Raw genomic sequence first — 16,785 nt, forward strand, 5'->3', positions numbered from 1 at the left:
TCTACAAAATGTCCTGTCTGGCGCCATATGGAAATCAACCACAATATCTACAATAAACATGCAGAAAAAGTAATGCCCACCGCATTACTTTTCACTATTTTGTTTGATGACACGCGGCTCTGCGACAGGAATCAACTTGCCATCACGCCACTCAATAGCTTGTGACGCACCCATACTGGGCCAGACCTTAAGGTCATGTCCCTTTTGTTTTAACGCCTGTTGGATGTCGGCTGGCATAGCCGCTTCCACAAATAGCATATTGGGATTCCACTGCTGATGAATACGCGGCTGCGCCATTGCTTCAGCAACGGGCATACCATCATGTAGGCTATACAACAGGGTTTGCACCACTTGTGAAATAATCGTGGGGCCACCGGCAGCACCGAGCGTCATCACCGGTTGATTACCTTTAAATACCAGTGTCGGACTCATACTTGATAGCGGTCGCTTGCGCGCCGCAATTGCATTTGCATCTGAACCAACCAGACCAAATGCATTGGCAGCACCCACCTGTGCAGAAAAATCATCCATTTGGTTATTGAGTACCACTCCCGTACCTGGAATAACCACCTTACTGCCAAAACTGGTATTGACGGTGGAGGTAATGGCAACCCAATTTCCCTGCAAATCAGCCGCAGCAATATGAGTGGTGTGTTTATTCATCAGATGTTGGATATCTGCTTCCGGATTACCATAACGAATATCCGCTGTAGTTTTTTCCAGGCTGATTTTTTGGGCAATACTGCGCGCGTAATTTTTATCCGTCAGTCCGGCAGGTATACGCGTAAAATCCGCATCGCCCAACCAGTGGGCGCGATCAGCAAACGCAAATTTCATCGCCTCTGCAATCAGGTGATAGCGCTCGCTGGTAGTCATTTTTGTCAAATCAAATTGTTCGAGGATATTCAGGATTTGCGCTACATGAGTACCACCGGAGCTGGGCGGAGGAAAACCGTAAAGCGTGAACCCCGCAAATTCGGACACAACCGGTTTACGCATTTTTATTTGATAATTGGAAAAATCCTTACGCGTAATCAAGCCACCATTGAGCTGCATCCAACGCTCGGTTTTGCGCGCAAAATCGCCCTGATAAAAATACGCGGCACCCTGCTTGGCAATTGCGCGATAAGTCGCCGCTAAATCCGCTTGCTTCAACGTATTGCCTGCATCCCAAGGCTGTTGCTTGTCGTCGAGGTAAATCGCGGCGCTGGCAGGGAATTTCGCTAAATCAGGCGCAGTGGCTGCCAATCGCTCCGCAAGGCTACGGGATACCACAAAACCTTTATCCGCCAACTCGGCGGAGGGCAAAATTAAATCGCGCCAACGCAATACCGCGCCCAGCTGTCGCAACTTATCCAATGCCAATACCGAACCGGGAATACCTACCGCCAGCGCACCGGTACGGCTCAGCTCAGGATCAGCTTTGCCATTCACCAAAAACATATCACGCGTTGCCGCCGCCGGCGCCATTTCACGGCCATCAATCGCCAGCACTCTGCCATCAGCCAAGCGCACCAGAATAAAACAGCCCCCACCAATACCCGAGTTATGGCCGTCCACCACCCCCAACGCAAAGGTAGCTGCAATTGCCGCATCCAATGCATTACCGCCACGCGCTACCACATCCATTGCAATCTGCGTGGCATAAGGACTCACCGTCGCTACCGCTACCTTGCTATCGGCACTGACGCTGGCGTAATCGCTTGCCGGTTTAACCAAAGAAGGCATTTGCCCAGTATCCGTTACTGCAGTAACGGAGGCACACAGGAAACCACTCAAAACAAAAACAACAAGCCACCCATTTTTCATAATTATGTCCAGGGTAATGATTAATCATGCAGGTAAGTAAAGAGATAATGAATGATGAAGCATACAAGCTGTTGATGGATGCAGCAAACAGGGAGGAAAATTAACAAGGCAGGGAAGAGGCCAAATGAGCGATAAGGCGCAAGATAATAAAAATGTATACGTCTATGAGAATTAAAAAAATAGTGTTGTTTGAAGCAGTTGTGCGCAGAATATATAACTACATTCTGCGCACCAACCATCCCTATTAAAAAATCAATGCCTCTGCTGGTTTCAGGATAATGCGTTTGCCCAAGTCTCTTTCTTGCCCACTGAGTTTTTCAGTGCGCGCTCCTTGTAGCGATTTTGGCAATTCCACCTCGGCAGCAGCGGTAGAACTCAGGTTGATGACCACCCACACACTGCCGGTTTTGCCGAGCGCTTCCACTAACCAGACATCCTGATTTTCTACCGGGTAGTAACGGATTTCATCCGGTTGTTTAAGCGTTGGATTGGCGTTGCGCACGGCGATCAATCGCTTGTAGTGATTAAGCAGGGAATTTTCATCGGCACTTTGCGCGGCGACGGACAAGCCTTTACCTTGCAGCCCTTGCCAGTAATGCGCAAACCAGCCTTCGTGGTTTTGCACCCACGGGAACCATTTTCCTTGATCCAACCAGAAGTTGGCCGTGCTATTAAAACCAGCGGAGGGTTCGTCTGCCCATTGCATAATGGCGCGACGATATTGGTCGTCGCCGGTTTTATATTGCGACATACCAATTTCTTCACCGTAATACATATACAAAGTACCGGGCGTAGTCATCAATAAACTGGCGGCGATTTTCGCTTTATTCATGTCATTATTGAGCGACAACATGATACGGTTTTGATCGTGATTGGTGAGGAAGGGGGCGAAATAATTCATCGGCGCCGCGGCTTTGCGCGCGTGCAAATTGGCCCACAGGTTTTCGCGATTTTGTTGCAACTTATTATTGCCGAGCGTACCGAAATCGGCGCTTTGTTTAACGGCAGGATTGAGTATATCAATCACCATAGTGCCAAAATCAAAATCAAACGCGGAATCCAAACCTTTGCCATTATCGCGGTATTTGCCGATAGTGTTTAAATCAGCCCAGGCTTCGGCAACTAACATGGCATCGGGTTTTATGGATTTCACATGTTGGGTAAACAGTGTCCAGTAATCGATTGTGCCTTGGGTATCGGCTTGTAATGGATAACCGCCCTCTTCCACCGCGTAGCGCACCGCATCCAAACGGAAACCGTCCACACCTTTTTCCAACCAGAAGGTGGCAAGTTTATTTAATTCATCGATCACTACTTGCTTGGTGAGATTTAAATCCGGCTGGCTACTACCGAATGCACCGTAATAATAGGCGTTGCGGGTTTCGTTCCAGTGCCATACGGCTGCCGGATTGGATTCGCTGGACCAAGGTTGACCCCAACCGCTCGCGGGTCGCTCATCGCGCCAGATGAAATAATCTTCGTAACCTGCTTCTTTGTTTGCGGATTTAATAAACCAGTCGTGTTTGTCGGAAATGTGGTTGAGCACTAAATCCAGAATGACTTTGATATCGCGTTTGTGCGCTTCGGCGATAAAATTTTCAAATTCTTCCATGGTGCCGTAATCGGATTCAACCTTGTAAAAATCCTGGAAGTCATAACCGTGATAAGACGGCGCTTCAAATACCGGCGTGAGCCAAATACCATTCACCCCCAGATCTTTTAGGTAATCCAGCTTGCTGGTCATGCCGTTAAAATCGCCACTGCCATCACCGTCAGCATCGTAAAAAGAGCGCGGCCAGATCTCGTAAATAATGGCGTTGTGCCACCAGGCGTTGGCATCTTCATTGATCGCGAGGGATTGATAGGCCGTACTGCTGGTAGCGGCACTGGCGAGCGTTTGGTGTTGCGGGGAAGAAGTGCCGGAGTCGGAACAGCCAGCAAATAAGCTGGCGGCGATAAACAGGGAAAGCAGGCGTTTCATTAGCAAGGCTCCGTGAGGTATTAGCGTTATAAGACTGAGCTTTGTGAGTAAAGCCCATTCATAACACCGGTGCCAAGCCCTGTGTGGTTGTGACGCCTATGAATACGTATGCGCCAGCTTAATTATTGCTCTCTTCGTCGATTTTAGCGGCGAGCACCTTATCGATACGGCGACCATCCATATCCACAATCTCCAACTGCCAACCGGGGATCTGTGCCTTGTCGCCAGTGACCGGCATACGCCCGATCAACAGCATCATTAACCCATTGAGAGTTTGATAGTTGCCCTCTTCCGGCAATTCGGCAAGTCCAAGGCAATCCTTGATATCCAATACCGGCAACATACCATCGAGCAGGAAAGAACCATCATCGCGGCGAATAATGAACGCATCTTCATCGTCTTCACTGATGAACTCACCGGTGAGTGCTTCAAGCAAATCCTGCAGGGTCACTATGCCTTTCAGATCGCCATACTCATCCACCACAAACACCATTTGGCTGTGTGAGGAACGGAAGAACTCCAGCAGCTCCATCGCCGTGAGCGATTCGGGAACAACCTCGCAAGGTTGCGCCATAGTCGCCAAATCCACCTGATTGCCGCGAATGGCTTCTGCCAGCAATTCTTTGGCATTGATGATGCCAATCAGGTTGTCGTTTTGCTTGGTACAGACCGGAAAACGCGAGTGGGGCGATTGCATTACCCGCTGGTAGTTTTCTTCCAGCGAGAGCGTGGTATCCAAATAGATCACATCGGCGCGCGGCACCATGAGGGAGACAATACTGCGCGCTTCCAGTCGCAATACATTTTTCACCATGGTGTGTTCCTGGGCTTCCAGAATGCCGGAACTTGAACCCTCTTCCAAAATCGCGTGAATATCCTCTTCGGTAACCTGATGTCCCTGCATCTGGTTAAATCCAAGGATACGCATCAGGTAGAGAGTCGACATGGACAAGAGCGCCACAAAGGGCTTGGTGATAATCGCCAGCAGTTGCATTGGCCTTGCCATGGTACAGGCGATGCGCTCAGCACTGATCTGGCCGATACGCTTGGGCACCAATTCACCCACCACAATGGATAAATAAGTCACCACTACCACCACCAGAACTGTTGCGACGTTATCGCTGATATTGGTTGGCAACCCCAGGGTTTGCAACCAGAGTGCAAACGGCTCGGCAAATGCGGACTCGCCAAAAATACCGTTCATAATGCCAATGGAGGTAATACCAATTTGCACGGTGGACAAAAATTGGGTAGGGTCCTCTGCCAGTTTCAACGCGGCAGCAGCGGAGCGATTGCCTTTGGCCGCCAGCGCACTGAGGCGGGATTTCTTTGCAGTGACAATAGCAATCTCCGACATCGCAAAGATGCCGTTGAGCACAATTAAACCCAGCAATACAAATATTTCCATAACCGCCTACTAAATAGCTTTAATTTGTGGAGCCTTTTGATCCACACTACCCGGGAGCGAGCGAGTATAGCACTATTCAAAAACACGCCAATTAACCTCAACCCACCCATTAGCAGGATTGATTTAGAGAGCCCATCACCAAGGATTTTATGAAGACAACAGCATTGCCCAGCCAGCCGTTAGAGCAGCAAGCTACCTCAACCCCAATCAACGCAACGCATCCTGTCACTGGCAATGTGGCTCGTGAAGATGCGACTGCTATTGCCAAACATTTTTCACAATACCTGAAACCGCAGATTGCATTGAGCGAAGAACTCAAACGTGAAGTGTACAAATTGCGCCATAAAGTCTATTGCGAAGAGCTGCATTTTGAGGATGAAAAGCCCCAGCACATGGAGCAGGACGAATTTGACCCACGCTCGGTACACTGTGCTATTCGCCACCTCAACAGCAACCAGCTCGCCGGTACGGTGCGGGTCATCACCACCAAACACAGCACTGAATTATTACCCTTGCAACAATACTGCGCCCATGCGATTACGCATGAGAGCCTTGCACCGACTAATTTCCTGCCGCATCAGATCTGTGAGCTATCGCGCCTCGCGGTGCCCGCGTTGTTTCGCAAACGCATCACCGACAAACAAGATGGTGCGGCGATTGGGGTTATTAATGAAGAGTCATTTTCAGCCCACGAAATGCGCGCGTTTCCTTATATCGCGGTCAGCCTGTATTTATCTGCCATGGCGCTCTGCCACAAAACCCGCCGCGTCCACATTTATTTAATGATGGAACCACGCCTGGCGCGCAGCCTGAAATTTGTAGGAATCCACTGCACACAACTGGGGCCGGTAATTGAATACCACGGACAGCGTGCGGCCTATTATGTAGATGTACGTGAAGCACGTCGGACCTTAAACCCCGGCTATCGCAAATTACTCACATTTATTGAAGCAGAACTGTTTGATCATACTCAGATCACTGTCTGAATCCCCCAACAGCCTCACTTACAAAACTACGTTCTGCAGACTATTAACGACTGGGTGATAAACCACCCAGCCGCCCAATATTGTCTCGACAACGAGTGATCACAGGTTTTTATTGCCTTTGCACTTGAGAAGAATTATCATTAACACCAGTTTGTTATTCGCTTCTTTGTGTGTTTTATTGACTTCTTTCCTAAGGCCAGCATTTCGTTCATGTCATCCAAACATAGCTCACTGATTTCCTTACTGCTCGTTACTGGTGTGCATGTGGGTGTATTAGCTGCCGTTGTCATGTCAACGTCCGACCCTGTGCCAGTTGACATCATTCAACCGACTATTCAGGGCGTTATCGTGATGGCCGAACCAGAAGCAGCGCCACCGCCGCCTGAACCGCCACCTCCTCCGCCCCCGGAAAAAAAGCCCGAACCTAAGCCCAAGCCAAAACCGAAGCCGGTGCCCAAAGCACCACCATCAGAGCGCGCGGTAAAGGCACCGGAACCGGAGCCCGCTCCGCCGCCACCGCCAGTGGAAAAACCGTCCGAACCAAAACCGGCGGCGCCCGCGCCGGTTTTGCCGCCGCGTGCAGATGCTGGCCAGATCAGCAATCCGGCTCCTGCCTACCCGAGTTTGTCGCGCCGCTTGCGTGAAGAGGGTTTGGTTGTACTGGAGATTTTGATTCTCACGGACGGCAGCGTCGGCGAGATAAAACTAAAAGCATCCAGCGGTTTTAAACGCCTGGATGACGCGGCGATTAATGCGGTAAAACGCTGGCGCTACCAGCCGGCAACCCAAGGTGGCAAAGCCATCGATTTTTGGTACGAACAACCACTCGAATTTAATTTGCATTAATTTTGATACTCATACTGCTACAACGAGGTTTTTATGGATTCACCATACGGCATAGCTTCTATCTGGGCACAAGGCGACGCGCTGATCAAAGGCGTGGCGATCATGCTGCTCATCATGTCCATCGCAAGCTGGTGGGTAATTGTGGTGCGCGCCTGGGGTTTATGGCGCCTGCGTCACCCGGCACAGGGCTTGAACGATTTCTGGCACGCCCAGAGTTTTGCTGAAGGCTTGCGCACTTTGGGTGAAGACCGCACTACCCCATTTCGCCATTTGGCAGAAGAAGGTCAAGCAGCACTGGATCACCACAGCAATCACAAGGACGACCTGCATGGTCACCTACCTTTGGCTGAATGGCTTACTGCTTGCCTGCGCGGTTCAATCGATGAAAGTGCCGAGCGCCTGCAACGCGGCTTGGCGATTCTCGCATCGGTGGGTTCTACAGCGCCATTTATCGGCCTGTTTGGTACTGTTTGGGGGATTTACCACGCACTGGTAGGTATTGGCGTGTCAGGCCAGGCCAGTATTGATAAGGTGGCAGGCCCTGTAGGCGAGGCGTTGATCATGACCGCCTTTGGCTTGGCAGTCGCGATTCCGGCAGTATTAGGTTACAACGCACTGACTCGCGCCAACAAAGGCGTGCTCAATAAACTCAACCGTTTTGCCCATCAGTTACATGCCTATTTCATCACCGGCAGCCCGATGCAAAACAAAGGCACTATCACCAAACTGAGTCCGCGCAATACCAGTCCGCGCAAAGAGGGTTAAGCCATGGCTTTTGGTGGAGGTCTCGACGACGATAATGAAGTCATGAACGAAATCAACATGACACCACTGGTGGATGTGATGTTGGTATTGTTGATTATTTTTATTATCACCGTGCCAGTATTAACGCACTCGGTAAAAGTAGATTTGCCGCGCGCCGACAATACGCCGAATGAATTAAAACCGGAAACCATCAATATCGCAGTCAATGCCGAGGGTGCGATTTTCTGGAATGAAACCCAAGTGAGTTTTGATGATTTGGAAGCGCGTCTGGCAGGCGAAGCAAGCAAGGAGCCACAACCCGAAATACATATTCGCGGCGATAAAGCGGTCGCTTACGAGCATGTGATACAGACCATGGCCGCCGTGCAGCGCGCGGGCATTTTAAAGTTAGGATTTGTCACCGAACCCGGCAACTAGCCGGGTTCTTTGTTATGGGGCCGGGGTTTTAATGCGGAGCAGGCTTGGGTTGCCCCTGATCCCGCCAGGGTTTGCCATCGCAGGTGGCATAGTGTGGGCAAGTCTCCTGACATCCGCGACAGGGTAAGTGCACCGGCGCACCGATTTCTGTTGTGTTGGGGGTAGCTTGCAGCGACATAGGTTCTCCATTCATTATCCAATGTGTAATAAACGCTATACGCAAACTGCGACAGTTTAGGTGCATGCCGCACGCCGATTATTTATCCCATGAGCTACCCGTGAATACCTCGCAACCCGCACAGACTTCGCACTCGCCATTACCCAATACCAGCCACAGCGCCATTCTTCGCTTGGCATTTCCCATTATTCTCGCCAATGCCGCCGTGCCTTTGTTGGGACTGGTAGATACAGCCGTGATCGGTCATCAGGGCACCGCTGCCGACGTGGGCGCTATCGCTTTTGGCTCCCTGATTTTCAGCTTCGTCTTTTGGGGCTTTGGCTTTTTGCGCATGGGCACCAGTGGCTTTACGGCACAAGCAGCCGGTGCGGGCGATTATCGCGAAGTGCGGGTGGCCTATGGTCGCGCCCTGCTATTGGGTTCCGCTATTGGCCTGCTGTTAATCTTGCTGCAATACCCGCTAAGCCTGCTCGCATTTGGTTTACTGGATGGCAGTGACGCCGTTGAGCAAGGCGCGCAGGTATATCTGCATACCCGGATTTGGGGTGCACCGGCAACGCTCGCCACCTACGCCATTATGGGAACCCTGATCGGACTAGGGCACACGCGTCAGCTCCTCTGGCTGCAACTGCTACTGAATGGCCTGAACCTGTTGCTGGACGTGGTTTTTGTGGTTGGCTTCGACTGGGGTGTACGCGGCATAGCACTGGGCACAGTGATTGCCGAATGGATATGTGTCATTGCCGGTGCCCGGGTTTTATACAAGGTATTGCGCAACCAAGCACAACCGGCAGAACCTTTTTTTAACCGCTCACAGATTTTCCAGCGCGACGGGTTGATCAACACCCTGAAAATAAACAGCGACATTATGTGGCGTACCCTTTTCATGCTCACCGGTTTTGGCTGGTTCGCCAATCAAGGTGCACAGTTTGGTGATACGGTGCTTGCGGCCAATTACATACTGCTGCAGTTCCTATCGTTCGCCGCCTTTTTTCTCGATGGATTTGCATTCGCGTTGGAGTCACTGGTGGGCAAAGCTATTGGTGCGCGCAACCGCAGCTTGTTTGATCGCGTGCTTGTGGTATCCACACAAATCGCTGCCCTGTGTGCCACAGGCCTGATGCTACTCTTATTAATTGGTGGACCACAGGCAATTAACGCCCTGAATCCCCACGACGCCATTCGGCAACAGGCACAAGCCTACCTGCCCTACGCTGCAGCCTATGTCTTGTTATCGTTTATGGCATTTCAACTGGACGGTATTTTCATTGGTGCAACAGCAAGCCGCGCCATGCGAAATGCAGCCTTCGTATCGCTGCTGATATTTCTTGGCGCCGCCTGGATTCTGGTTGCCTGGGCAGGCAACCAAGGGTTGTGGCTGGCATTTATTCTCTATGTGATTGCTCGCGCGCTCACACTCGGCATTTACTTACCGGGATTGCGTCGACAGCTTCACTAGACGGCAGGTACCAAGACCATCACCAACGGCTTAGCTGTTCGCCTGATGCTTGTGCAAATGTTTCTCCAGCAACTGCATGAACCTGGGTTCAGGCCCAATATCCTCATAGAGTGGATCGCCCATTTCATCGGTGGCGATTACCTTACTGCCCTGCACATAGGGAAAACTTTCCTCCACCATATTCAACGCTGAGGATAACAATTCGCGAATTAATTGCTCTTTGGTACGCTTGGGATACATCTCCGCCAGAGCGTCGATGCGTGCAGCATCTTCAATGGTGAGATGAACCTCATAGCTGTCCTTGGTTAAAATCCCCTGCGCTTGTTTTTCCCACTCGGCAACCAAACCTTTTAACGACATAGATCCACTCCTTTTACTGCAATGACGGGATAGAATAGTGTTCATGCCTAGTGTTGAGTGTAGCCCAACCGCCACCGACGGTAGATAGGCTTCACGAAAATCCCTTACAAAAATTCACACAAGGTTAAACATAAAATGCAGGGTACCCATAGAAAATGCCCGCAACTGCGACTATGGTTAGCAGCGCAAAAACAATAATCCCTCCCTATTAGAGACGACAGCAATGACGAAAAAAATAAACCTCTTCCTGCTCGGTTTAGGACTGGCCTTCGGCAGCCAGATCAGCTTCGCAGCAGACAAGCCATTCCAGTGGCCAAATGGCGCCAAGGCAGCTATCAACCTGGCCTACGACGACGCCTTACCCACACAACTGGATAACGCCATTCCCGCTCTGGATAAATACGGCTTGAAAGGCAGCTTTTATTTAACACTGAGCGCAGAAACCGTTGCTAATCGCATGGCAGATTGGCGCAAAGCCGCCATTAATGGTCACGAGCTTGCCAACCACACCTTATTTCACCAATGTTCGCGCGTCGGTGCTGGCCGCGAATGGGTACAACCCGAAAATGATTTGGATAAAGTCAGCGCCGTTCAACTGGCAGCACAAATTCGTGTAGGGAATACCATGCTGCACGCCATTGACGGCAAAACCGAACGCACTTTCACCACCCCTTGCGGTGATTTAAATGCGGGCGGAACCCCCTACTTGCCACTGGTGAAAAATGAATTTGTTGCCGCGAAAGCCGCCTTTGGCCGCGTAGTACCCGACATGAAAACCCTCGATCCCTACTCAGTGGTTGTAGCAACACCAGCCGATGTGAGTGGCAAAGAATTAATCGCAGCCGTAAAAGAAGCCGCCGCCAAAGGCACCATGATGAACTTTACTTTTCATGGTATTGGCGGCGATCACCTGAGCATATCCAATGAAGCCCATGAGGAATTATTGAAATACCTCGCAGACAACAAAGATATTTATTGGACAGATACCTTTGTCACCATCATGAAGTATGTGAAGGAACAACAGGCAAAGAAATAATTGTGACCGTACTCGTCAACTAAGTTGACAGTTTTTGTTTAAGCCAGCTCTCATAAAGAGCTGGCTTTTTCATATACACCTTCCGGGCTTTTATTCTGAGACTCAAACGCGACTGAGGCGATTATAAATATTCACCGATGTTGTACGAGTAATGTCCACTCATCAACGTTCTGACCGATTTTTTCTTTAGCCTAAAGTTTTTTCATTTGTTGGCGTTAACATCATTAGGCGTGCAACTTTATCGGAAGGATATTTATCATGGACTCTATTAGCTTAAATCACGCACAGACTCTGACAACAACCGCAAAAAAAAGCTCAGATCAGACTACCTCAGAAACTTCATCGCCTACGCAAGAGAAGACCTTCACTGCTAGCAGCAGCTCTCCATCTGTGATTGTTACCTTGTCACCTGAATCTACAAAATTATCTTATGACTACAATGCTACCCCACGCTTTGGATCGCTTGAGGAGTTAAGCGAGCACAAAACCAGCTTATACGAGACCTGGGTTACAGAAAAGGAGCTGGAGAGTGGCACCAGACGCCCCTATGCTTCCGCCGAAGATGAGCGTCTGAGCAAGCTAACAATGAAGGAACTAATGGTTGAATCCTCAAAACTGCCACGAGTGGATCTAAATGGCCATTTGCAATCCAGCCGTGAGGGAACCGAACAGGGAGACCGGATTGGTGTTGCTAAAACCAATTTGATATTTGAGGCTCAATACAATTTTAGAAAAGCGGCTGGGAATGTCCAAGCATCTATGGAAAAATTTGAGCAGCATTTGCAAGAAGAATTTAATATTGACCCTGACAGTTACGACATTGTATTTATTGATGGCAAGATCACCGCGGTAAGCACTGGCAAAGACGGCGCAGATAGTGCAACCTTAAAAAAGATTCAAAAAATGCTGGATGATCCCGAGAAAATAAAACCTGCTAAAGACCTTGTTCAAGACATTGAAGCTTACAACAAGGCAGCATTTACCATTATCGACAATCAACTAACCATACATATTTACGGCGCATCCAAGAATCGCTATTTACCAAAAAACATTTCCGCTGATTGGCTTGCCGAAGGAATGAATTACTCTCATGCAACCACAAGCGGAAATATTAATAATAAATGGCTATCAATAGTTGCTGACGCAAATGAAAAATATCAAGCAGCAGTAAAAGATGGGTCCCACTTGGCCAACAGTAACACTGACCCTGGAATCTTAGAGCTGACCAGAATTCGCCAGTCAGCATCCCAAAACACCTAAACAGAACCAACCCCCATAATTTTCAATGCAATTGAATTTAATAGCTACTTGGCAAGACTATTAAATTTTATTGTAATGTTAAAAACATCTGCTTTTTACTGGATGCCAGCAGCTCATCTACGGCAAATTGTTGATGATTGGCATTGTATTTTTCCAACAATTCAACAAAATCTTGCACATTACGATCCTCATAAGTGCGCGAATCCTCATCTACTAATTTGCGGTTTTCATAACGGCTGACATTTTTATTGTCAGACGCATCCTGCTCAACCCACAAATTATTTACCCTGTCACCGGTCATGGATAATATCCGGCTCGTCGTTGCCTCTATACGTTGTTTAACATACAAATAGTTACCACCGGCTAAATCAGGAAACTCAAGTCCTGGTAAGGGCTCAAAACGGTTGTTAATAAACTCGTAGTGACTTTCCTGTTTGATCAGCAGGTTATCCTGATTTTTTTCTGTGGATGTTTGCTGCTGGATGGTTAATACCATGGCAGAGGTTTGCGAGTAAAAATTAGGATTGTGAAACACTGGGGACCGGAAAGTTGCTTTAAAATCCGGTAAGCCTGAGTCAAATGCAGCGATGGATTTTTCAGAGGGCGTCTGTGTAGTGTCATCACCCTTAGCCACCAACAGACTATCCGGGAAAAATCCGGAAAACACATCCAACATAAAACGTTGCGTACCGCTGGGGGTATCGCTATCGTCCGTTGCTTTGCGGATGAGCTCTATATATTGTTTTAAGACATTGGTATCTACGCCTACCCTATCGCTCAGCGGTTTTAATGCGCTAGTGATATCCACTGTGTAGCCACTGCCATCCTCTGCGCTGAGCGTGTGGGTTTGTGCCACCTCATCGATACGATAATCGTAGCTGTGGGTTTCGACGTCATCGCCTTTAGGGCGCTGGAGCGTCAGATTAAATCCACTGATTACACTGGTATCGACATCTTTCAAACCGCGCAACTCGGTGGTGCCGGTGCGAAAAAAAGTATCGCTGACTTGCGCTAATTTTTCACTGAGCTGTCCCAAGGCTTTTTGTTCAGCTTCGGATAAGTTGCCATCCACCACAAATGAAAATTCAATGCCCGACGAACCGTCTTTATAGTCAATGCGGCTCATCTGAATTTGGATGCTATCGCCCTCTTTAGTGCGCACACTCAAATTAACAGATTCCGCTTTTTTGCCGCGAGCGGCAGCAAAATCCGGCGAGAATTTTTCCGTCAGGAGTTTTTGCGGCACCTTGAATTGACGGGCTTCGTTGCGGTACTCCGTGGTTTCTTTGCTAAGGCTACTGATTTGGCTGAATACATTCGCTACCGAGAAAGGTGCTTTGCCATCGGTAACTTGATTCAGGGAGGAGAGTAATCCCTGGGACGTTGCGTGCGCTGCCGCGCCGGTATGGCTGTCATCGCGCAGGCGATTCAAGGTCGCCAGCGGTTCGGTATAGACCGGGGCGGGCGTAGGTTCGCGCGTAATACTCACTAACACCGCAGGTGAAATTTGCACTGACTCAGCCATAAGCGCCGCTGATGAATCGGCATTCACACCATTAGGCACATCGGGTTCAGTGGCTGGCGCAACAGCACTTTGGGTATTGCGGGTTATAGGTTCCAACAGGGGAATAGTGGAAATTTCCATCGTATCTGGCCTCCATAGACTCACCTTGTTATCGGCCGAAAGCAGAAAAACTTTGGGGTTAGGGATTAAAAAATGGATTTATATTTTCTATTAAGCGAGCGCAATCTATAAAATCATTGCCGTTTCAGCCAGTAAGGCTACTCATTCACCGGTGATAACGAGGCACTTCAAGATTTGATTATCCTTTGAATCCCTTACCCACCACATAGACTTCGCGCGAACGCGGGCGCGACGCATCTGGCTTGCGAATTACCACTTTGTCAAATGAAGTGCGTACGTCTTTCACGTAATCATCATAACCTTCACCGTGAAAAACCTTGGCGACAAAATCCCCTTTAGATTTTAACACACTGCGCGCCATATCCAGTGCAAGCTCAACCAGGTACATGGACGATGCTTGATCTACCGCATCCACCCCGCTGATGTTGGGCGCCATATCGGAGATCACCACATCAGCACGGTTACCACCGAGTTTCTCCATGATTTGATTAAACACCGCCTCTTCCGTGAAATCACCCTGAATAAAATCCACGTGCTCCAATGAATCCATCGGCAAAATATCCGACGCGATCACCCGCCCTTTTACCCCGACCAAACGCCCGGCAATTTGTGACCAACTCCCCGGCGCCGAACCCAAATCAACCACCCTCATACCGGGGCGAATCAGCTTATCTTTTTCATTCAACTCCAGCAGCTTATACGCCGCGCGCGCGCGATAGCCGTCCACCTGTGCCTTTTTAACATAGGGATCGTTGACGTGTTCTTCCAGCCAACGGTTACTGCTTTTGGATCGGGCCATAAATATCACAATTTTTCTGGGGGAGAAGGAAACAGGCTCATGAAAAACGAGCCAAAAACAGCGCGCATTGTATGCCGTTAAAGACCATAAAACAAAAGCACGCCGCTATAGCCAGTGACGCATCATCAGAAACCAGCGTAAAATGCGCGCCATTCTATTGTTCTGCCACCCTTTTTATCCCTTTGCTGGACAGTCACCAGCCAGGAGCCATCATGATTCGTATCACCGAACTCCAACTGCCGTTGGATCACCCTGTCGAAGCCCTGCGTTTGGCTATAGTCAAGCGCTTGAAAATCAAAGACAGTGACCTGCTCGACTTCACTGTATTCAAACGCAGTTACGATGCGCGCAAGAAAAATAGCGAAATCACTTTTGTTTACATCATTGACCTGAGCGCTAATAACGAAGAAAAAATTCTCAGCCGTTTTGCAGATGACAAAAATATTCGCCCGGCACCAGATACCCATTACTATCCAGTGGCTCAAGCGCCCGCCGATTTAAGCGAGCGCCCGCTGGTAATAGGTTTTGGCCCCTGTGGCTTATTTGCCGCACTCACCCTTGCACAAATGGGATTCAAACCAATTGTGCTGGAACGCGGTAAGGATGTGCGGCGTCGTACCAAAGACACCTGGGCGCTGTGGCGCAATAAAGTCTTAACGCCCGAATCCAACGTGCAATTCGGCGAGGGCGGTGCCGGATTATTTTCTGATGGAAAACTCTATAGCCAAATTAAGGACCCTAAATTTTACGGCCGTAAAGTGATGCATGAATTTGTGCGCGCCGGTGCACCCGAAGAAATTATGTATGTGAGCAAACCACACATAGGTACGTTCCGGTTGACTGGTGTAGTAGCTGCAATGCGGGAAGAAATTAAAGCACTCGGTGGCGAAGTGCGCTTTGAAAGTAAAGTCACTGATTTCCTGATTGAAGATGGCCGCATTGAAGGGGTAATCCTGGCCGATGGTGAAACCCTGCGTAGTCGCTATGTCGTACTCGCCCTTGGTCACAGCTCGCGCGATACCTTCCGTAAAATTCATGAACGCGGCGTTTATGTGGAGGCAAAACCCTTTGCCGTCGGCTTTCGTATTGAGCATCCACAATCATTAATTGACGATGCGCGCTTGGGTAAATATGCAGGTCATCCGGAACTGGGCGCCGCTGATTACAAAGTGGTTTATCACGCAAAAAATGGCCGCGCCGTGTACAGTTTTTGTATGTGCCCCGGTGGAACTGTCGTTGCTGCTACTTCGGAGCCTAATCGCGTTGTCACCAACGGCATGAGCCAATATTCACGCAACGAGCGTAACGCTAACTCCGGCATTGTAGTTGGTATTAACCCAAATGAAGATTTCCCCGGCGGCCCCTTGGCTGGTGTGGAATTACAAGAACGACTGGAATCCCGCGCGTTTGAATTGGGCGGTAGCGATTATTGCGCACCTGGGCAATTAGTGGGCGACTTTATTCGCGGCAAAGCCTCTAGCGAATTTGGTGAGGTTGAACCCTCTTACAAACCCGGCGTACGCTTGGGCGATCTGGCACCCTCACTGCCAGACTATGTCATTGAAGCGATTCGCGAAGCCCTGCCGGAGTTCGGCAAACAAATTCGAGGTTTCGATCGCGACGATGCCATCCTCACCGGCATTGAAACCCGCACTTCATCACCGGTGCGCATTACACGCGACCACGAAACACTGCAAAGTTTAAATACTCGCGGCCTTTACCCCGCCGGTGAAGGTGCCGGATATGCGGGCGGTATTTTATCTGCCGGTGTAGATGGAATTAAAGTGGCAGAAGCCGTCGCCAAAGCCATGCTGGCCGATTTACAAGGCCAATAAG

The 16,785-nt window shown here is 49.5% G+C and carries 15 protein-coding genes; 8 read left to right on the forward strand and 7 right to left on the reverse strand.

Annotation, left to right across the window (positions count from 1 at the left end):
* Window positions 1-84: 84 nt before the first annotated feature.
* From ggt to B0D95_RS08320, 3 genes are all read right to left on the reverse strand, one after another.
* On the reverse strand, window positions 85-1,809 hold the full coding sequence (ggt, locus tag B0D95_RS08310; RefSeq protein WP_078043464.1) for a gamma-glutamyltransferase: 1,725 nt from the start codon (window positions 1,807-1,809) through the stop codon (window positions 85-87).
* A 244-nt stretch (window positions 1,810-2,053) separates the two neighbouring features.
* Complete coding sequence (locus B0D95_RS08315; RefSeq protein WP_078043465.1) at window positions 2,054-3,790, reverse strand: alpha-amylase family glycosyl hydrolase; 1,737 nt, start codon at window positions 3,788-3,790, stop codon at window positions 2,054-2,056.
* Window positions 3,791-3,908: 118 nt separating this feature from the next.
* Window positions 3,909-5,198 carry a hemolysin family protein gene (locus B0D95_RS08320; RefSeq protein WP_078043466.1) on the reverse strand — a complete coding sequence of 430 codons (1,290 nt, stop codon included), beginning with the start codon at window positions 5,196-5,198 and terminating at the stop codon, window positions 3,909-3,911.
* 149 nt (window positions 5,199-5,347) lie between these two features.
* Here B0D95_RS08320 and B0D95_RS08325 point away from each other — a divergent pair, with 149 nt between their 5' ends.
* The 4 genes from B0D95_RS08325 to B0D95_RS08340 all read left to right on the forward strand — a co-directional run bounded on the left by B0D95_RS08325 (window position 5,348) and on the right by B0D95_RS08340 (window position 8,212).
* Window positions 5,348-6,184, forward strand: a complete 837-nt coding sequence (locus tag B0D95_RS08325) for a PEP-CTERM/exosortase system-associated acyltransferase (RefSeq protein ID WP_078043467.1) — start codon at window positions 5,348-5,350, stop codon at window positions 6,182-6,184.
* 210 nt (window positions 6,185-6,394) lie between these two features.
* Window positions 6,395-7,030: an energy transducer TonB gene (locus B0D95_RS08330; protein ID WP_078043468.1), complete on the forward strand. Its 636-nt coding sequence runs from the start codon at window positions 6,395-6,397 to the stop codon at window positions 7,028-7,030.
* A gap of 33 nt (window positions 7,031-7,063) precedes the next feature.
* On the forward strand, window positions 7,064-7,795 hold the full coding sequence (locus tag B0D95_RS08335) for a MotA/TolQ/ExbB proton channel family protein (protein ID WP_078043469.1): 732 nt from the start codon (window positions 7,064-7,066) through the stop codon (window positions 7,793-7,795).
* Window positions 7,796-7,798: 3 nt separating this feature from the next.
* Window positions 7,799-8,212 carry a biopolymer transporter ExbD gene (locus B0D95_RS08340; protein ID WP_078043470.1) on the forward strand — a complete coding sequence of 138 codons (414 nt, stop codon included), beginning with the start codon at window positions 7,799-7,801 and terminating at the stop codon, window positions 8,210-8,212.
* Window positions 8,213-8,240: 28 nt separating this feature from the next.
* On the opposite strand, the gene B0D95_RS20570 is transcribed toward B0D95_RS08340, so the two are convergent.
* Window positions 8,241-8,390: a hypothetical protein gene (locus B0D95_RS20570; RefSeq protein ID WP_168172425.1), complete on the reverse strand. Its 150-nt coding sequence runs from the start codon at window positions 8,388-8,390 to the stop codon at window positions 8,241-8,243.
* Window positions 8,391-8,454: 64 nt separating this feature from the next.
* Here B0D95_RS20570 and B0D95_RS08345 point away from each other — a divergent pair, with 64 nt between their 5' ends.
* Entirely contained in the window at window positions 8,455-9,849 is a 1,395-nt protein-coding gene (locus B0D95_RS08345) for an MATE family efflux transporter (RefSeq protein WP_078043471.1), read from the forward strand.
* A 30-nt stretch (window positions 9,850-9,879) separates the two neighbouring features.
* Here B0D95_RS08345 and B0D95_RS08350 read toward each other — a convergent pair whose 3' ends face one another.
* Window positions 9,880-10,209 carry a type 1 pili tip component gene (locus B0D95_RS08350; RefSeq protein ID WP_078043472.1) on the reverse strand — a complete coding sequence of 110 codons (330 nt, stop codon included), beginning with the start codon at window positions 10,207-10,209 and terminating at the stop codon, window positions 9,880-9,882.
* 223 nt (window positions 10,210-10,432) lie between these two features.
* On the opposite strand from B0D95_RS08350, the gene B0D95_RS08355 reads away from it, so the two are divergent.
* Window positions 10,433-11,245 carry a polysaccharide deacetylase family protein gene (locus B0D95_RS08355; protein ID WP_078043473.1) on the forward strand — a complete coding sequence of 271 codons (813 nt, stop codon included), beginning with the start codon at window positions 10,433-10,435 and terminating at the stop codon, window positions 11,243-11,245.
* A gap of 258 nt (window positions 11,246-11,503) precedes the next feature.
* Window positions 11,504-12,505, forward strand: coding sequence for a hypothetical protein (locus tag B0D95_RS08360; protein WP_078043474.1), 1,002 nt, complete (start codon window positions 11,504-11,506; stop codon window positions 12,503-12,505).
* Window positions 12,506-12,572: 67 nt separating this feature from the next.
* Here the strand turns inward: B0D95_RS08360 and B0D95_RS08365 are convergent, their stop codons facing one another.
* Both B0D95_RS08365 and rlmE read right to left on the reverse strand, forming a co-directional pair.
* The gene (locus tag B0D95_RS08365) at window positions 12,573-14,150 is read right to left on the reverse strand and encodes a hypothetical protein (protein ID WP_078043475.1); all 1,578 of its coding nucleotides are present in this window, start codon (window positions 14,148-14,150) and stop codon (window positions 12,573-12,575) included.
* Between the two features lie 178 nt (window positions 14,151-14,328).
* Complete coding sequence (rlmE, locus tag B0D95_RS08370) at window positions 14,329-14,949, reverse strand: 23S rRNA (uridine(2552)-2'-O)-methyltransferase RlmE (protein WP_078043476.1); 621 nt, start codon at window positions 14,947-14,949, stop codon at window positions 14,329-14,331.
* A gap of 212 nt (window positions 14,950-15,161) precedes the next feature.
* On the opposite strand from rlmE, the gene B0D95_RS08375 reads away from it, so the two are divergent.
* On the forward strand, window positions 15,162-16,784 hold the full coding sequence (locus tag B0D95_RS08375; protein ID WP_078043477.1) for an NAD(P)/FAD-dependent oxidoreductase: 1,623 nt from the start codon (window positions 15,162-15,164) through the stop codon (window positions 16,782-16,784).
* The last annotated feature ends 1 nt before the right edge of the window (window position 16,785 follow it).

Origin of the sequence: Cellvibrio sp. PSBB023, from assembly GCF_002007605.1 — a bacterium.
In the GTDB taxonomy this organism is placed as follows: domain Bacteria; phylum Pseudomonadota; class Gammaproteobacteria; order Pseudomonadales; family Cellvibrionaceae; genus Cellvibrio.

Excerpts from the sequence above, each read along its gene's own strand:
- ggt (WP_078043464.1), bottom strand. The coding sequence starts at position 1,809 with ATGAAAAATGGGTGGCTTGTTGTTTTTGTTTTGAGTGGTTTCCTGTGT.
- B0D95_RS08315 (WP_078043465.1), bottom strand. The coding sequence starts at position 3,790 with ATGAAACGCCTGCTTTCCCTGTTTATCGCCGCCAGCTTATTTGCTGGC.
- B0D95_RS08320 (WP_078043466.1), bottom strand. The coding sequence starts at position 5,198 with ATGGAAATATTTGTATTGCTGGGTTTAATTGTGCTCAACGGCATCTTT.
- B0D95_RS08325 (WP_078043467.1), top strand. The coding sequence starts at position 5,348 with ATGAAGACAACAGCATTGCCCAGCCAGCCGTTAGAGCAGCAAGCTACC.
- B0D95_RS08330 (WP_078043468.1), top strand. The coding sequence starts at position 6,395 with ATGTCATCCAAACATAGCTCACTGATTTCCTTACTGCTCGTTACTGGT.
- B0D95_RS08335 (WP_078043469.1), top strand. The coding sequence starts at position 7,064 with ATGGATTCACCATACGGCATAGCTTCTATCTGGGCACAAGGCGACGCG.
- B0D95_RS08340 (WP_078043470.1), top strand. The coding sequence starts at position 7,799 with ATGGCTTTTGGTGGAGGTCTCGACGACGATAATGAAGTCATGAACGAA.
- B0D95_RS20570 (WP_168172425.1), bottom strand. The coding sequence starts at position 8,390 with ATGTCGCTGCAAGCTACCCCCAACACAACAGAAATCGGTGCGCCGGTG.
- B0D95_RS08345 (WP_078043471.1), top strand. The coding sequence starts at position 8,455 with ATGCCGCACGCCGATTATTTATCCCATGAGCTACCCGTGAATACCTCG.
- B0D95_RS08350 (WP_078043472.1), bottom strand. The coding sequence starts at position 10,209 with ATGTCGTTAAAAGGTTTGGTTGCCGAGTGGGAAAAACAAGCGCAGGGG.
- B0D95_RS08355 (WP_078043473.1), top strand. The coding sequence starts at position 10,433 with ATGACGAAAAAAATAAACCTCTTCCTGCTCGGTTTAGGACTGGCCTTC.
- B0D95_RS08360 (WP_078043474.1), top strand. The coding sequence starts at position 11,504 with ATGGACTCTATTAGCTTAAATCACGCACAGACTCTGACAACAACCGCA.
- B0D95_RS08365 (WP_078043475.1), bottom strand. The coding sequence starts at position 14,150 with ATGGAAATTTCCACTATTCCCCTGTTGGAACCTATAACCCGCAATACC.
- rlmE (WP_078043476.1), bottom strand. The coding sequence starts at position 14,949 with ATGGCCCGATCCAAAAGCAGTAACCGTTGGCTGGAAGAACACGTCAAC.
- B0D95_RS08375 (WP_078043477.1), top strand. The coding sequence starts at position 15,162 with ATGATTCGTATCACCGAACTCCAACTGCCGTTGGATCACCCTGTCGAA.